Origin of the sequence: Rhodococcus sp. BUPNP1, assembly GCF_002215235.1 — a bacterium.
GTDB lineage: Bacteria > Actinomycetota > Actinomycetes > Mycobacteriales > Mycobacteriaceae > Rhodococcus.
This window is the reverse complement of sequence record NZ_NERM01000007.1, coordinates 223,998-240,650: the sequence shown is the minus strand read 5'-3', so window position 1 is coordinate 240,650 and position 16,653 is coordinate 223,998. Positions and strand designations below refer to the sequence as shown.

Genomic DNA, 16,653 nt, shown 5'->3' with positions numbered 1-16,653 from the left:
TCTCCCGAACCGCTCCACCGGCACGGTGTCGACCGCGCCGAGCCCATTCTCATGCCCTTCGGGAGAGCCCATGTCGCATCACACCGGGCGCTACGTGCGCCGCCTCACCCGCCTCGAACCCCCGGTCGAGGCACCCTGCCCACACCCCCGCAGCCACGTCACCCGTCGGCCCACGCCGCACGACGGACGCTCGGGGCGCGCTCCGGTCCACCGCGACGGAATCGAACGTCCGGCGGTTGCCCGAGGCACCGAAGGTCCGGCCGCGACACCGGGTGACCGGCCCGCGATCGTGCTCGATCCGGGTGTCGTGCGGGTCGCGGAGACGGCGGTGCGCCTGGTCCTCGAAGTGGTCGACGGCCGCCGTCCCGCCGTGCAATCCACCGCGGTCCTCGATCCACGTCTGGTCGCGACGATCACCGCGGGCCGGCCTCCGCGTGCAGGACGCAGCACCGCGGTGCTGCTGCGGACACGGGTTCGTCCCGTCGACGCCGACACCGTGGAATTGTTCGGCAGCTACGGCCGCGGGGACCGGGTGTTCGCCTTCGCCGGCCGCATGGTGCGCAAGCGTCCCCGTCCTCGTGCTCCGCACCGCTGGACGATCACGACCCTGTGGCTCGGGTGAGCCACAGGGTCGTGGGGTGATCGCTCCATGTGAGTCTTCGACTCAGCACTCCATGTGAGTCCTCGACTCAGCGCCGCCGGTTGGTCTTCGCGTCGCGCCGGGCCGCGGCACGACGCTCCTTGCGGGTGCCGGCCTGCCGGGGCGCGGAGCCCGCGTCGGCACCGGCGGTCGTACGCGCGACGTGAGCGCGGCCGTCCTCGTCGGGGCCGGTGTAGGTCAGGCGCCGCTCGGTCTCGTCGAGACCCTTGGCCCGCAACGCGGCCGGAGCGGGCTCCGCCTGCGCCGGTTGTGCCGTCCGAGCGGGCTGCTGCGCCGGTCGGGCGGGAGCCGCCTTGGCGAGGCTCGGGGCCGCCTGTGCGGCGGCCGCCGCGGAGGCCGGCGTGACCGCCACACCCGCGGACTGCTGCTGCGCGGCCTCGACCTGGAGGTTGAACAGGAATCCGACCGATTCCTCCTTCAGACCCTCGAGCATCGCGGTGAACATGTCGAAGCCTTCGCGCTGGTACTCGACGAGCGGATCGCGCTGGGCCATCGCGCGCAGGCCGATGCCCTCCTTGAGGTAGTCCATCTCGTAGAGGTGCTCACGCCACTTGCGGTCGAGGACCGACAGCAGCACACGACGCTCGAGTTCGCGCATCGCGTTCTCCCCGGCGATGGCCTCGAGTTCGGCCTCGCGACGCGTGTAGGCGGCACGGGCGTCCTCGAGAAGAACCTCGAGCAGGCCGTTGCGGTCGAGATCCTCGTTCTCGGCGACGAGCGTCTTGTGGTCGACACCTACCGGGTAGAGGGTCTTGAGCGCCGCCCACAGCTGCTCGAGATCCCAGTCCTCGACATAGCCCTCGGCGGTGGCACCGTCGACGTAGGCGGTGATCACGTCGGTGAGCATGTGCTGCACCTGACCCTCGAGGTCCTCGCCGCGCAGGATCCGGCGGCGCTCCTCGTAGATGACGGTGCGCTGCTGGTTCATCACCTCGTCGTACTTGAGGACGTTCTTGCGGATCTCGAAGTTCTGCTGCTCGACCTGCGTCTGCGCGCTCTTGATGGCCTTGGAGACCATCTTCGCCTCGATCGGCACGTCGTCGGGCAGGTTCAGACGCGTCATGATCGACTCGAGCGCGGCGCCGTTGAACCGGCGCATCAACTCGTCGCCGAGCGAGAGGTAGAACCGCGACTCGCCCGGGTCGCCCTGGCGACCGGAACGACCACGCAGCTGGTTGTCGATACGACGCGACTCGTGCCGCTCGGTGCCGAGCACGTACAGACCACCGGCCGCGCGCACCTTCTCGGCGTCGGCCTTCGACTCGAGCTTGATCCGCTCGAGGGTCTCGTCCCAGGCCGCCTCGTACTCCTCCGGCGTGTTGACCGGATCGAGGCCGCGCTTGCGCAGCTCGATGTCGGCGAGGATGTCGGGGTTGCCGCCGAGCACGACGTCGGTACCGCGACCGGCCATGTTCGTCGCGACCGTCACCGCCCCGGACCGACCCGCCTGCGCGATGATCTGTGCTTCCTGCTCGTGGAACTTCGCGTTGAGCACGCTGTGGGGAACACCGCGCTTGGTGAACTGCCGCGACAGGTACTCCGACCGCTCGACGCTCGTCGTACCGATGAGGACCGGCTGACCCTTCTCGTGACGCTCGACGACGTCGTCGACGACGGCCGCGAACTTCGCTTCCTCGGTCTTGTAGATCAGGTCGCCCTGGTCGACACGCACCATCGGACGGTTCGTCGGGATCGGGATGACGCCCAGGCTGTAGATCTGGTGGAGCTCGGCGGCCTCGGTCTCGGCCGTACCGGTCATGCCCGACAGCTTGTCGTACAGGCGGAAGTAGTTCTGCAGCGTGATCGTGGCGAGCGTCTGATTCTCGGCCTTGATCTCGACGCCTTCCTTGGCCTCGATCGCCTGGTGCATGCCCTCGTTGTAGCGGCGACCCGACAGGACGCGGCCGGTGAACTCGTCGACGATGACGACCTCGCCGTTGCGGACGATGTAGTCCTTGTCCTTGGCGTAGAGCTCCTTGGCCTTGATGGCGTTGTTGAGGTAACTCACGAGCGGCGAGTTGGCCGCCTCGTACAGGTTGTCGATGCCGAGCTGGTCCTCGACGAACTCGACGCCGGCCTCGTGCACACCGACGGTCCGCTTGCGGATGTCGATCTCGTAGTGCACCTCGGGCTTGAGCAACTTGGCGATGCGCGCGAACTCGGAGTACCACTTGCTCGACGCGTCGGCGGGACCCGAGATGATCAGCGGCGTCCGGGCCTCGTCGATGAGGATCGAGTCGACCTCGTCGACGATCGCGAAGTTGTGGCCGCGCTGCACGAGGTCGTCGAGCGAGTGCGTCATGTTGTCGCGCAGGTAGTCGAAGCCGAACTCGTTGTTGGTGCCGTAGGTGATGTCGGCGGAGTAGGCCGCGCGGCGCTGGGCCGGGGTCATTCCGGACAGGATCACGTCGGTCTCGAGGCCGAGGAAACGGTGCACGCGGCCCATCCACTCGGCGTCGCGCTTGGCGAGGTAGTCGTTGACGGTGACGACGTGGACGCCGTCGCCGGAGATCGCGTTGAGGTAGGCCGGCAGCACACAGGTGAGGGTCTTGCCCTCACCGGTCTTCATCTCGGAGATGTTGCCGAAGTGCAGCGCCGCGCCACCCATGATCTGGACAAGATAGTGCTTCTGGCCGAGCACACGGAAGGACGCCTCGCGGGCGGTCGCGAAGGCTTCCGGAAGCAGATCGTCGAGCGTCTCGCCGTCCCGGTAGCGACTCCGGAACTCGTCCGTCCTGGCCCGGAGCTCGGCGTCGGTCAGGGCCTCGAAGTCCGGGGAGAGGGAATCGACATGCTCGGCGATGTGCTTGAGCCGCTTGACCATGCGACCTTCACCGATCCGGAGCAGCTTCGTCAGCGACAGCACTGGTGTGTTCGTCCTCAATCTCGGGTACCTGCACGGACAAGAAATCCGGCCGAGGCCTTGTCGGACCCCGGCCGGATTCCATGGTAGGCGCTGCGCGGGAGTGACCGCGATGGCGAGGTGCCTTCGGTCACTCCCGGCAGTGTCACACGAGCCTGATCAGACCGTAGTCGAAGGCGTGTCGCCGGTAGACCACGGACGGCTTGTCCGTCTCCTTGTCGTGGAACAGGTAGAAGTCGTGACCGACGAGTTCCATCTCGTAGAGGGCGTCGTCGACGGTCATCGGCTGAGCGTTGTGTTCCTTCGTCCGGACGATGCGACCGGGACCGTCCTGGGGTTCCTTCTCGCTGTCGCCGAGCGACAGGTCGGGCGAGATCGCGAGCTCGTCGTCCTGGGCGAGGGCCGCGGTGGCTTCCGCCACGGACACGGGCGTCTTCTCACCGTAGGAGACCTTGCGGCGCTCCTTCGTCCGTCGCAGCCGCGATTCGAGCTTGCTGATCACGGACTCGAAGGCAGCGTAGAAGCTGTCGGCACTGGCCTCGGCGCGTACGACAGGTCCCTTTCCGCGGGCAGTGATCTCGACCCGCTGACAACTCTTTCTCTGACGCCGGTTGCGTTCGTGTTGCAACTCGACATCGAAGATGAAGATCGTCGGATCGAAACGTTCGAGCCGAGCGAGTTTCTCGGAGACGTAGATCCGGAAATGATCGGGGACCTCGACGTTGCGTCCTTTCACGACAACGTCGGCACGGGGGCCTTCCGTGGCGGCATCGGCCTCTGCAACGGAACCTCTGGACTTCGAAGGGGTCGTCACGCGTACCTCCCGAGTTACGGCCGGCGCAGCCCGCGCGCCGGCATGATGTATGAGCGCGAGAGCGCGCTCGCCCGGAATCGGAAGAACAGGCGTTTCCACCCGTCTACCTTGTTGTTTCCGGGTCTGATGGCGACGGTAGTACGTAACGCGGAGGTGTGCCACCGTTCCCGCGCGATTTCACGTCGCGTCGTCTTCCGGTCACCCGGCGGGGCACTTCCGGGCCCGCCCACAGGCTCACGCGTGGGTGATCACGAGCACTGCGCGAGGGTCGAATCCGGCGCGCCGGAGTGCCCGCACCGACTCGCGCGCGGTGGTTCCGGTGGTGAGCACATCGTCGACGACGAGGACCGGGATCGTGCGCGGCAACCCGTCGGCGCGCACCCCGACACGACCGGCGAGGTTGCGCTGTCGGTCGGCTGCCGAGAGCCCCACCGAGTCGCGTACCCCGGCCGCCACATTCAGGATCGGGTGGACGTGGAGGCGACGGTCGTGGGTCGCGGCGGCCCGGGCGGCACGCGTGACGGGATCGCCTCCGCGGGCCCGCGCCGCACGCGCCCGGGTGGGGGCGGGCGCCACGATCATCGGGCCCTCGGGCAGTTCGCTCCATCGGCGCAGCCGCGCGATCGCGACGGCCCACGCGAGCCCGAGCGGCTCGGCGAGATCGCGGCGGGCACGCTCCTTCGCGACGATCACCGCGCGGCGCCGGGGGCCGGTGTACGGGCCCAGACTCCACACCGGGACCCCAGGGTCGACGCGCGGTGCGACGACCACGGGATGGTCGGACAACTCGCGCGCGCACGCCCGGCACCAGCTCGTCCCGGGAGCGGCGCAGCCACCGCACCGGGCGGGCAGGACGAGGTCGAGAAGGGCCGTGAGCACACCGGGAGTGTGCCCGAAGTCACCGACGACCGGAGGTCACAGTCGGCAGGCTCAGCCCGGAAGGACGGGGATGGCCGCCATCCCGGCCAGTCCGGGCACCTCGCGCCAGTACCGGTCGCCCGCGGGATCGCGGTTGTTGAGCTGGAAGACCGTCCGGGAATCGGCGACGAACTCGCTGGCCGTGGACGCCTCGACCGCGACCACCGGAGGGGTGAGGTTGCGGCTCGGGAGTGCGTCGATGCGCGAGCCGTCCACCGCGACCTGCACGACGGGCACGTCGGCCGACGCGCGGGAGACGACGATCGTGTCGGCCGTGCTCCAGTCCAGGGCGAGCGCGGGACCGCCGAGGCCGAAGCCGATCTCGCGCGGATTGGTGAGCGAGTACTCACCAGTCGTGGTCGGCACGACCGTCGCGACGAAGACCCGCCCGTCGATGATCAGGGCGGCGCGGACACCGTCGCGCGACAGGCGCAGCTCGGTGATTCGGCCCCCGAGGGCGCGGATCGCACCCGCTTCGACGCCGACCACGGTGACCCGCCCGGTGCCGGGTTCGCGTACAGCGCGCACCACCGCGGTGCCGTTGACGACCGCCCACACCGAGTTGTTGTTGGGCGACCAGGACGGACGGGTGATCGACTCGCCGTCGACCGCGGGTTCGGCGGCGCCTTCGCTGTAGGCACCGACCATCAGCTGCACGGCCGGCTCCGGTGTGGGTTTCCCGGTGCTCTCGACCGCGGCGACGAGTTCCCCGTCCAGCGACAGAGCGACGGACTGCAGGTCGTCGGCCGTGCCGAAGAAGCTGCGGACGGGCGTCACACCGGTCTCGGCGACGCTCACGAGCGCCCCGTCGAGCAGGGCGTGCAGACCCACCGTCACGCTCGACGCGGCGAGGGGGTTCATCGACGCCACGTCGGCGGTGGTCCACCCGTTCGGGAACCGTTCGTCGAGGGGCTGGCCGTCGGCGAGGAGGTGGTACGGGCCGCTGATGTCTGCGTTGGCGAGGGTCCAGATCACCTGCGCGGCGAGCAGTTCGCGATCCTGCCGGCCCATCGAGCCGACGCCCTGGAAGTCGATGCGGATGCCGCCGAGTCCGACACCGACGTCGGTGGTGCGGCCGTCCGCCTTCGTCACCGAGCCGATGACGGTGACGTCCTCGAGGAGGTTCTTGACCGCGGGCGCGAGGACCTCTTTCGGCCCTTCGACGAGCAAGCCGATCAGCTGCGACGCCGTCTGTTCGGGGGTGCCCGTGATCCAGCGCGGGTCGGGGACGACGGCGTTGCCGGTCGGGTCGAGGAAGTACAGCGAGCGGCGCTGATAGGTGTTGAGGAAGCGTGGGCGGTCCATGATGACGCCGGCCGGCAACCGGTCGATGCGCCACTCCCCGTCCGTGCGGACCAGGGAGAACCGTGCCTCGAATTCCCCGTCGGCGGGACGGTAGATGCCGCCCTCCTCGAGATAGCCGACGGTGCTCGCCCGCACCACGTAGGTGGCGCTGTCGCCGTCGCGTTCCTCGACGAGGACGTCGACCTTGTCGACGATCGTCGCGCTCGCCGCGTCGTCCCAGGACTCGGACATCGCGGGTGTGAGGAACTGCCGGGCCGCGCGGTGGCGGTTGGTCGGATCCGTGCTCGCCTGCAGGAAGTCGCGTAGGAGCAGGTCGGGTTCGCGACCGGGCACGGGTGCGGCGACCTCGGTGGTCGTGGGGCCGCGTTCGAGGGTTCCGATGGCCTGCGGTGACGAGGAATCGGGCAGCGTGGCGCATCCCGACAGCACGAGCCCGGCCACGGTCAGGAGTACGACGAGCACGCCCGCTGCACGCGGAGTCGAGCGGCTCATGTACTGGCTCCTTCGGACGGTGTGCTCGCAGGGCCGGTCGGGATCTCTCCCGTCGACGGCTGCGCCGGGGTGTCGTCACCCGGTGGGGGCTTGCCCTGCACGGCCTTCGCGGCGCTGGGCACGAGTGGCAGGGGGCTGCGACCCACCTTACGTCCGCGTTCGCGCGGGAGGGTCAGCCGGAAGCTGGCGCCTCGTCCCGGTTCGCCCCACGCTTCGAGCTTGCCGTTGTGCAGGTTGGCGTCCTCGACGCTGATGGCGAGACCGAGGCCGGTGCCGCCGGAGCGGCGGACCCGCGACGGGTCGGAGCGCCAGAACCGGTTGAAGACGAGCTTCTCCTCCCCCGGTCGCAGACCCACACCCTGGTCGCGCACGACGAAGGCCGCGGCGGCGTCGTCGGCGCGCAGTCGCAGCAGGATGGGTTTGCCCTCGCCGTGATCGATCGCGTTGGCGAGCAGGTTGCGCAGGATGCGTTCGACGCGGCGGGGATCGACGTCGGCCTCGACGGGCTCGTCCGGCAGGTCGATGATGAGCTCGGTGGCGGTCTCGCGGGCGAGGTGCCGCACGGTCGAGACGGCGGCACGCGCGCACATCCGCACATCGAGTCGCTCGGAGGCGAGTTCGGCGACTCCCGCGTCGTGCCGGCTGATCTCGAGCAGGTCGTTGAGGAGGCTCTCGAAGCGGTCGAGTTCTGCGACGAGCAGTTCGGAGGACCGTTTGAGGACGGGGTCGAGGTCGTCGCTGCCGTCGTGGATGAGATCGGCGGCCATACGCACCGTCGTGAGCGGGGTGCGCAGTTCGTGGCTCACATCGGAGGTGAACCGCTTCTGCAGGTTGCCGTACTCCTCGAGCTGGGTGATCTGCCGCGACAGGCTCTCGGCCATCTCGTTGAACGACATCGCCAGGCGCGCCATGTCGTCCTCGCCGCGGACCGGCATGCGTTCCTTGAGCCGACCGTCGGCGAAGCGCACGGCGATCCGGGAGGCCGATCGGATGGGAAGCACGACCTGCCGCGCGACGATCATCGAGATCGCAGCCAGCAGCACGAGCAGGACCACCGCGCCGACGAGCAGGGTGCCGCGCACGAGGGCGAGGGTGCGTTCCTCACCGCCGAGCGGGAAGACGAGATACAGCTCGAGCGTCGAGATGTCGGAGTCGGTGGGGCTGCCCATGATCAGGGCCGGCCCGGTGTAACCGTCGGGATCGGCGACCGTCGCGAACTGGTACGCGATCTGCCCGTTCTGGACGAAGGCGCGCAGGTTCTGCGGGATCTGGTCGGCGGGCCCGCTCGAGGTGGGGGCCCGCGGTCCGTCGCCGGGGACGATCAGGACGGGATCGAAGGTTCCGGCGACGCCGGTGTCCTGTCCCCCGTCGCTGCCGCGGCTGGTGAGGATCGCCGCGGCACCGTCGAGGCGGACGGCGAGCGACCCGGAGTCGTCGGCGCCCGCGAGTTGCCCCTCGACGAGTGCACGCGAGCGATCCATCTCCTCGGTCGCCGCGTCGATCTTCACTTCGAGCAGTCGGTCGGTGATCTGGCTCGTGAGTACCACTCCGAGCACGAACATGACGATCAACGACAGCGTGAGGGTCGAGGTCACGACCCGCAGCTGCAGCGATCGTCGCCAGGTGTGCGCGAGTCGGCTGCTCATCGACCGCGACCACCTCACCAGCGGCAGCGTCCTACGCGTGATACGCCGCCGAAGCCGGTAGGTTCGGATCACGGCGGTCCGGCCTTGTAGCCGACCCCCCGCACCGTGAGCACCGCCTCGGGATTCTCGGGATCCTTCTCGACCTTCGCGCGCAGACGCTGGACGTGGACGTTCACGAGCCGGGTGTCGGCGGCGTGCCGGTAACCCCAGACCTGTTCGAGCAGGACCTCACGGGTGAACACCTGGCGCGGCTTGCGCGCGAGCGCCACGAGCAGGTCGAACTCGAGGGGCGTGAGCGAGATCGCCTCGTCCCCACGGGTGACCTTGTGGGCGGGGACGTCGATGGTGATGTCCCCGATCGTCAGGACCTCCGCCGGTTCCTGCTCGGTGCGACGCAGCCGGGCCCGCACACGTGCGACGAGCTCCTTCGGCTTGAACGGCTTGACGATGTAGTCGTCGGCGCCCGATTCGAGGCCGAGCACGACGTCGACGGTGTCGGACTTGGCGGTGAGCATCACGATCGGCACACCGGAGTCCGCACGGAGCACACGGCAGACGTCGATGCCGTTCATGCCGGGGAGCATGAGATCGAGCAGGACGAGGTCGGGCCGGATCTCCCGCACGGCGCCCAGCGCCTGGGTGCCGTCCCCCACCACGAACGGTTCGAATCCCTCGCCGCGCAGCACGATCGTGAGCATCTCGGCCAGCGCGGTGTCGTCGTCGACTACCAGAATCCTCGGCTTCATAGCCTCTATCGTGTCACCCCTCGACCGTCGTGAAGCAGATTTGAGATGTCAACGGCGAGTTGTCGCGGGGAGGTCTGCGGGCCTGCGACCTCCCACGGAGACATCCACTGCTGCTGTGCGAGCTCGTCGTAGACCTCACCGGTGCGGTGCTGCAGACCGGTATCGCGCTCGTAGGCGTCGCGATCGCGGTCGGCCTCGGTCGCGGCGCGGTTACGGGCACGCTCCGCGGCCAGGGCCACCGGAACGCGGAGCAGCACCTGCAGATCGGGCACCGGGAGCCCGAACCGTTCGAACTCGAGATGGCGGATCCACTCCACCGCCGGGCCGGTCGCGCCCTGGTTCCGGCGCGCCGCGGTGTACGCGGCGTTGGACGCGACATACCGGTCGAGCAGCACGATGTCGTTGTCGGCGAGCAGCTTCCGCAACTCGTCGGCAGCATCGCGACGGTCGAGCGCCCACAGCAACGCCATCGCCTCGATGCTCGAGGCGGTGTCGCCGTGCTGCCCGCGCAACGCCTCCGCGCCCAGATCGGCGTGGATCGACTGCCCGTATCGCGGGAAGGCCAGCGTCGCGACCTTCCGTCCGGCCTCGCGCCAGGTCTCGACGAGACCGGCGGACAACGTCCGTTTGCCGGCCCCGTCGAGACCCTCGACGACGATCAGATCGCCCATGTGCCCTGTGATCCCGGATCACTCATGCGCTTCGTGTTTCCCGTCGAGTTGCCGGGATCAGTAGCGGTAGTGCTCGGGCTTGTACGGGCCCTCGACGTCGACGCCGATGTACTCGGCCTGCTCCTTGGTCAGCTTCGTGATCTGTCCGCCGAGCGCCTCGACGTGGATCTTCGCGACCTTCTCGTCGAGGTGCTTGGGCAGTCGGTAGACCTCGTTGTCGTACTCGTCGGGCTTGGTCCACAGCTCGATCTGGGCGATCACCTGGTTGGCGAACGAGTTGCTCATCACGAAGGAGGGGTGGCCCGTGGCGTTGCCGAGGTTGAGCAGGCGGCCCTCCGACAGGACGATGATCGAATGACCGTCGGCGAAGGTGAACTCGTCGACCTGCGGCTTGATGTTGATCCGCGTGACGTCGGCGGCCCGCTCGAGGCCGGCCATGTCGATCTCGTTGTCGAAGTGGCCGATGTTGCCGAGGATGGCCTGGTGCTTCATCGCCTTCATGTGCTCGAAGGTGATGATGTCCTTGTTGCCGGTCGCGGTGATGACGATGTCGGCCTGGCCGATGAAGTCCTCGACCGTCACGACGTCGTAGCCGTCCATCATGGCCTGCAGGGCGTTGATCGGGTCGACCTCGGTGACCGAGACGCGTGCGCCCTGGCCGCGCAGGGCCTCGGCGCAGCCCTTGCCCACGTCGCCGTAGCCGCACACGAGCGCGGCCTTGCCGCCGATGAGGACGTCGGTGCCGCGGTTGATGCCGTCGAGCAGCGAGTGCCGGGTGCCGTACTTGTTGTCGAACTTGCTCTTGGTGACCGAGTCGTTGACGTTGATCGCGGGGAACGCGAGTTCGCCGGCCGCGGAGAGCTGGTACAGGCGCAGGACGCCCGTGGTGGTCTCCTCCGTGACGCCCTTGACGGACTCGGCGACGGTGGTCCACTTCTTCGAATCGGCCGCGAGCGAGCGGCGCAGCAGCTCGAGGAAGACCTTGTACTCGGCGGAGTCCTGCTCGTCGTCGATCGGCGGGACGACGCCGGCCTTCTCGAACTGGGCGCCCTTGAGCACGAGCATCGTGGCGTCGCCACCGTCGTCGAGGATCATGTTGGCGGGTTCGCCGGGCCAGGTGAGCATCTGCTCGGCCGCCCACCAGTACTCCTCGAGGGTCTCGCCCTTCCAGGCGAAGACCGGGACGCCCTTGGGCTCCTCGGGGGTGCCGTGCGGGCCGACGACGACGGCCGCGGCGGCGTGGTCCTGGGTGGAGAAGATGTTGCACGACGCCCAGCGCACCTGCGCGCCGAGGGAGACGAGCGTTTCGATGAGCACAGCGGTCTGGACCGTCATGTGCAGCGAGCCGGAGATCCGTGCGCCCTTCAGCGGCTGCACCTCCGCGTACTCGCGACGCAGCGCCATCAGGCCCGGCATCTCGTGTTCGGCGAGCCGGATCTCCTTGCGCCCGAACTCGGCGAGGGACAGATCGGCGACCTTGAAATCGAGACCGTTGACCCGGTCGGCTACGAGCGTGGTGTCAGACACGTGCAGATGCCTCTTCCTGTCGGCAGACGATGTTGGTTCCAGGCTATACAACCTGCGCAAGAAGAGGCCCGGCAGATCGTCCCCCGACGGGATCCACCGCCTTCGCGGTGCATCCGCAGCCGCCTGCCGCGGACAGCGGCCCGTTCGTCAGCCGCGGACAGCGGCCCGTTCGACGAACGGCACGAGCAGATCGGCGAGGTCGGCGGCGACATCGCGCCCCGAGGCCGGGGGCATCGAGACGAAACTCAGCGCGACCCGCACGACGGCGCGCGCCAGGATCCCGGCATCGGACTCGGACGCCGCGATCCAGCTGTGGTGGAAGGTGTCCGTGAGGCGACCCGCGCCCCGCTCGAGAATGGGGGCGGCATCGGTGGTGATCAGGCGCAGCAGGTCGGGCTTGGCCTCCCCGCTCAGCAGGGACTGCACCAGGGGGTCGGCGGCGGATGCCTCGAAGAAGAACGTGAAACCATCCATGAGCGCGGCCCGCGCGTCGCCGACGTGGGCGTACACCGAATCGGCCACGGCATCGACGAACTCGTCGACCAGACGCAACGCATATCCCTGGGCGAGCCCCTGCCGGGAGGAGAACTCCTTGTACAGGGTCTGCCGGCTGATACCGGCGGCGCGGGCGACGTCGCTCATGGTGACCGCGGACCAATCGCGTTCGAGCAGCAGCTCGCGCATCGCGTCGAGGATCGTCGAGCGCAGCAGCACCCGACTGGCCTCGTGGAAGGGAACCCGCGCGTTCGACATGGTGGGAACGCTCTCACGCACGGATGTGCTCGTCAAAGCAACACGGGCAGTGATCCACCGGGCAGCGGTTCACCGGCGGACGATCTCGACCATCTCGAAGTCGGCCTTGGCGGCGCCGCAGTCCGGGCAGGACCAGTCGTCGGGGATGTCCTCCCATCGGGTGCCGGGTTCGATGCCCTCGTCGGGCCATCCTTCGGCCTCGTCGTACTCGAATCCGCACACGAGACAACGGAACAAGCGGTAGTCGGTGCTCACGGGGTGTACTCCTCGAAATCGATCTTCTCCCGGACTCCGCAGTCGGGACACGGCCAGTCGTCGGGCACGTCGGACCACGGGGTGCCGGCCGGAAAGCCCTCCCGCGGAACACCGGTGGTCTCGTCGTACACGAACTCACAGACGGGACAGCGGTAGGACGCCACGATCACTTCCCTTCCGCGGCCGCGGGATCCGATGCTCCGTAGCGGGCCAGGATCTTCTCGCGTCGACGCGGCTCGATGTTGACGCGGGTGAGGTCGCCGTCGTAGTGGTCGAGCACGCGATGGTCCATGACCTTGCGCCACAGCGGAGGGATGTAGGCGAGAGTGATCATCGTCGCGTAACCCGCGGGCAGCTGCGGTGAGATCTCCATGCTGCGCAGGGTTTGGTAGCGCCGCGTGGGATTGGCGTGATGGTCGCTGTGCCGCTGCAGGTGGTACAGGAAGATGTTCGTCACCAGGTGGTCGCTGTTCCAGCTGTGTGCGGGCGAGCAGCGCTCGTAGCGCCCCTTCGCGGTCTTCTGCCGCAGCAGACCGTAGTGCTCGAGATAGTTCACGACCTCGAGCAACGAGAACCCGAAGACCGCCTGGATCACGAGGTACGGCGCGATCGACAGGCCGAAGACGCCGAGGAGCGCCGCATACAGCGCAACGGAGATCGCCCACGCGTTGAGGACGTCGTTGTGCACGCTCCACACCGGCTTGTCGAGCCGTTCGAGGCGGGCTCGTTCGAGGCGCCACGCCGACCGCAGGCTGCCGACGACACTGCGGGGCAGAAATCGCCAGAAGCTCTCCCCGAACCGGGCCGAGGCCGGGTCCTCGGGGGTGGCGACCCGCACGTGGTGACCGCGATTGTGCTCGATGTAGAAGTGCCCGTAGAACGACGGGGCGAGCGCCCACTTCGACAGTCGCCGTTCGAATTCGACCTTCTTGTGGCCGAGTTCGTGCGCCGTGTTGATACCGATGCCCGCGACCACGCCGACCGAGATCGCGAGACCGATCTTCGACATCACGCCGAGCCCGCCGTCGATACCGAGCCAGGACAGATTGTCGGCCGACCAGAGGTAACAGGCGAAGACCAGCGACGCGAACTGGAACGGCAGGTAGAGGTAGGTGCAGTAGCGGTAGAAGCGGTCGTTCTCGAGTTGCTCGAACAGCTCGTCGGGTGGGTTCTCGCCGTCGGGCCCGACGAACAGGTCGAGCAGTGGGACGAGGACGTAGATCAACAGGGGGCCGATCCACCACAGGACCGGGGTGACGCTCTGCAGACCGAGTTCGTTACCACCCCACACCAGGGCAGTGGCGACGAACAGTGCCGTCGGGGGTACCAGCCCCAGAAGCCACAGATGGCGTTTCCGGTCGCGCCACTGGAGATCGGGTCGATCCACCGAATCCGCGGATGCCGTACTCATGTCGGGTCTCCTCATCACCGTCGATGGCGCCGGGCACGCCACCACTCGGTGACGCACACCACTCATATCTTGACTCTAGGCCGTCATTCGTCCGAGGTCTAGACATTTGGAGGAATTTGTAAATCTCACGAAGACGCCTCCGGAAACGACGAAGGCGAGCCCGTGCGGGCTCGCCTTCGATTCGATTCCGTCCCTACAAGGACCTGTTTCAGGACACGTCGGTCACCGATTCCGGTATCTCGCCGAGACGGGCCCGGAAGACCTGCGTGTCTGCGGCAGAACCGTGGACGGTCGGGTTCCGGTCGCACGCCGACAGCCACGCCGAGTCGCCGGGCTTCAGCGTCACCGACTCGCCGTCGCACTCGACGCGGACACCGCCTGCGGTGCACAACAGGATCTGCGGACCGTCGGCACCGACCCCGAGAGCGTCGCCGGCGCCGAGATCGATGCGTGACAGCGCGAACTCCGGTGCCGGGGTCCGGTAACGGCGTTCGATCGGTCCCTGTCCCGGCCCGGTCTCCGCCGAGGCCTCCGGTACGGCTTCGAGAATCGGCACCGAGGCCGCACCGAAGTCGAGCACCCGCAGCAGTTCGGGCACGTCCACGTGCTTCGGGGTGAGACCACCGCGCAGCACGTTGTCGGAGTTCGCCATGATCTCGACGCCCATACCGTGCAGATAGGCGTGCAGATTCCCCGCGTCGAGGTACAGGCCCTCGCCCGGTTGCAGCGTGATGCGGTTGAGCAGCAGCGAGGCCAGCACTCCGGCGTCGCCGGGATAGAAGTCCGCCAGCTGCAGGGCCGTGCGCACCTCCGGAACGAAATCGCGTTCGCCGTCCCGTCCGGCCGCGAGATAGGTCACGCAACCGTCGAGCACACGCGGCAGCAGCGCCGCGAGAGCGGGCGGAGGCAACGTGATCCAGGTGGTGAACAGCGCCCGCAGACCACTCGAATCGGGCTGGCCCGCGAGCAGTCCCACATAGGGGTCGAGTTCCGGCACGGCGAGCGCCTCGAACAGTTCCACGGTCCGTTTCGGATCGCGGAAGCCGGCCAGGGCCTCGAACCGGGTCAGCGCCACCACGAGTTCGGGCTTGTGGCTGGCGTCCTTGTAGTTGCGGACGGGTGAGTCGATCGGGATGCCGAGTGCTTCCTCACGAGCGAAGCCCTCGGCCGCCTGGCCGGCGCTGGGATGCGCCTGCAGCGACAGCGGCTCCTCCGCTGCCAGCAGCTTGAGGAGGAAGGGCAGCCGGGGACCGAACGCCCCCACCGTGCGATCACCGAGGTGTCGCTGCGGATCGGCCGACAACACGTCGAGCAGCGAGTGCTCGTCGCCGTCCGGATCCACCAGCCTGGCGGGATCGGCCGGGTGCGCACCGAGCCACAACTCGGCCTCGGGATGATGGGACGGCACATTGCGGCCACGCAGGGCGGCGATCGCGGTCCGCGACCCCCAGGCGTACGAGCGCACCGCACCTTCGAGTCGGTGCACTATCTCCCCCCTGCCAATCCGAGATATGCGGCCGCCATCTCTGTGCGGACGGTCAACACTGCCACCTGTTCCAGCACGGTCGGAACCGTGCTCGATTCGAATTCTCCGATCACGGACATCAATTCCACATCCGGAAGTGCCGCCGTCCTGCGCTGCGCCGCCGAGCGGTCGGGGTCGGTGCTGAGCACGAACACCCGCGCCGGTGCGATCGGTGCCGGTCCGTCCAGCTCCTCGTCGTGGAAGAACGGGTCGTAGTTCTCGCCGCTCGCGGTGACGACGTTCGTGAGCCGGTCGCGCGCGACCAGCACGTCGCTCAGTGCCGCAGCGCCGGCGACCACACCCGCCTCCTGGAGCAGGGACTCCGACGCGTGCCGGGCGAGCACCGTCGTCGCGGCGGAATCTCCCGCGAACACCACGCGACGCGACTGCATGCGCACCGCGAGGGACTTGGCGGGATTGTGGAAGACCTCGTTCGCCGGATGATTGCGCGCCGCTTCCTCGTCGGCCGTGTCGGCGACCTCGGCGAGCGGCGGGACACCGGTGATCCGGACGGCGCGCTGCAACACGCCGAGCACCGCACAGAACACCGCGACGTGTCGGGCGAGCACGTACCGGGTCTGGACCCGGACGCGCGGCGGCAACGACATCGCGCGACCGGCCGAGACCGCCCGTACCGGACCTTCGTCGGGGGCGTCGACGACGACCTCCGCACTGCGCCGCAGCCCGGCGTCGATGCTGCGCGCCAGCTCGGGATCGCCCGCGTCGTTCCCCGAGACCACCACGACGTCGAGCGCGCCGACCCAGGGCGGGGTGGCAGGGGCGGAGACCAGCGGTACACCGGCCTGTCCACCGAACATCGCGACGACCAGTTCCGCGGCCGACCGGGCGCGGGCGTCGGTGCCGACGAAGACCACACTGCGGGGGTGCATGTCGGTGAGCCGGCCGAGCAGACCTTCGTCGACCGCCGCGGCGACCGCACGCATCTGAGCGCCGCCGAGGGCCGCGCTCCTGAGGATGCCGTCGACATCGGCAGCGAGCAGGCCGCCCGCATCGTCGAAGTCGAACAGCGGTGAGGGTGCCGTCACGACCGCATCACCTTCCTTCC

At 68.5% G+C, this 16,653-nt stretch carries 15 protein-coding genes; 1 reads left to right on the top strand and 14 read right to left on the bottom strand.

Translation table 11 applies throughout. The features are described 5' to 3' along the window. Positions 1–70 precede the first annotated feature (70 nt). Entirely contained in the window at positions 71–622 is a 552-nt protein-coding gene (locus tag B9C99_RS09955; protein ID WP_088897710.1) for an Rv3235 family protein, read from the top strand. 67 nt (positions 623–689) lie between these two features. On the opposite strand, the gene secA is transcribed toward B9C99_RS09955, so the two are convergent. From secA to B9C99_RS09885, 14 genes are all read right to left on the bottom strand, one after another. Further along, positions 690–3,527: a preprotein translocase subunit SecA gene (gene secA / locus B9C99_RS09950; protein ID WP_088897709.1), complete on the bottom strand. Its 2,838-nt coding sequence runs from the start codon at positions 3,525–3,527 to the stop codon at positions 690–692. Between the two features lie 142 nt (positions 3,528–3,669). Continuing rightward, positions 3,670–4,338: a ribosome-associated translation inhibitor RaiA gene (raiA, locus tag B9C99_RS09945; RefSeq protein ID WP_060651341.1), complete on the bottom strand. Its 669-nt coding sequence runs from the start codon at positions 4,336–4,338 to the stop codon at positions 3,670–3,672. A 234-nt stretch (positions 4,339–4,572) separates the two neighbouring features. Further along, positions 4,573–5,217 carry a ComF family protein gene (locus B9C99_RS09940; protein ID WP_088897708.1) on the bottom strand — a complete coding sequence of 215 codons (645 nt, stop codon included), beginning with the start codon at positions 5,215–5,217 and terminating at the stop codon, positions 4,573–4,575. Positions 5,218–5,268: 51 nt separating this feature from the next. Beyond that, a complete protein-coding gene (gene lpqB / locus B9C99_RS09935) occupies positions 5,269–7,053 on the bottom strand; it encodes an MtrAB system accessory lipoprotein LpqB (RefSeq protein ID WP_016694873.1) in 1,785 nt (594 codons plus the stop codon). Next, the gene (mtrB, locus tag B9C99_RS09930) at positions 7,050–8,699 is read right to left on the bottom strand and encodes an MtrAB system histidine kinase MtrB (RefSeq protein WP_037191750.1); all 1,650 of its coding nucleotides are present in this window, start codon (positions 8,697–8,699) and stop codon (positions 7,050–7,052) included. Before mtrB ends, lpqB begins: the two co-directional genes overlap by 4 nt. A 68-nt stretch (positions 8,700–8,767) precedes the next feature. Beyond that, entirely contained in the window at positions 8,768–9,454 is a 687-nt protein-coding gene (gene mtrA / locus B9C99_RS09925) for an MtrAB system response regulator MtrA (RefSeq protein WP_170318473.1), read from the bottom strand. Beyond that, the gene (locus B9C99_RS09920; protein ID WP_016694875.1) at positions 9,451–10,116 is read right to left on the bottom strand and encodes a dTMP kinase; all 666 of its coding nucleotides are present in this window, start codon (positions 10,114–10,116) and stop codon (positions 9,451–9,453) included. The genes mtrA and B9C99_RS09920 overlap by 4 nt, the downstream gene beginning before the upstream one ends. 57 nt (positions 10,117–10,173) lie before the next feature. Beyond that, complete coding sequence (ahcY, locus tag B9C99_RS09915; protein ID WP_016694876.1) at positions 10,174–11,643, bottom strand: adenosylhomocysteinase; 1,470 nt, start codon at positions 11,641–11,643, stop codon at positions 10,174–10,176. Between the two features lie 147 nt (positions 11,644–11,790). Continuing rightward, positions 11,791–12,396: a TetR/AcrR family transcriptional regulator gene (locus B9C99_RS09910; protein WP_088897707.1), complete on the bottom strand. Its 606-nt coding sequence runs from the start codon at positions 12,394–12,396 to the stop codon at positions 11,791–11,793. 69 nt (positions 12,397–12,465) lie between these two features. After that, positions 12,466–12,651, bottom strand: coding sequence for a rubredoxin (locus B9C99_RS09905; RefSeq protein ID WP_016694878.1), 186 nt, complete (start codon positions 12,649–12,651; stop codon positions 12,466–12,468). Then, positions 12,648–12,815, bottom strand: a complete 168-nt coding sequence (locus B9C99_RS09900; RefSeq protein ID WP_172414906.1) for a rubredoxin — start codon at positions 12,813–12,815, stop codon at positions 12,648–12,650. Before B9C99_RS09900 ends, B9C99_RS09905 begins: the two co-directional genes overlap by 4 nt. A gap of 2 nt (positions 12,816–12,817) precedes the next feature. Beyond that, complete coding sequence (locus tag B9C99_RS09895) at positions 12,818–14,062, bottom strand: alkane 1-monooxygenase (protein WP_088897705.1); 1,245 nt, start codon at positions 14,060–14,062, stop codon at positions 12,818–12,820. Between the two features lie 208 nt (positions 14,063–14,270). Continuing rightward, entirely contained in the window at positions 14,271–15,548 is a 1,278-nt protein-coding gene (gene manA, locus B9C99_RS09890; protein ID WP_088897704.1) for a mannose-6-phosphate isomerase, class I, read from the bottom strand. Continuing rightward, entirely contained in the window at positions 15,548–16,633 is a 1,086-nt protein-coding gene (locus B9C99_RS09885; protein ID WP_088897703.1) for a tobH protein, read from the bottom strand. Before B9C99_RS09885 ends, manA begins: the two co-directional genes overlap by 1 nt. Between the last annotated feature and the right edge of the window lie 20 nt (positions 16,634–16,653).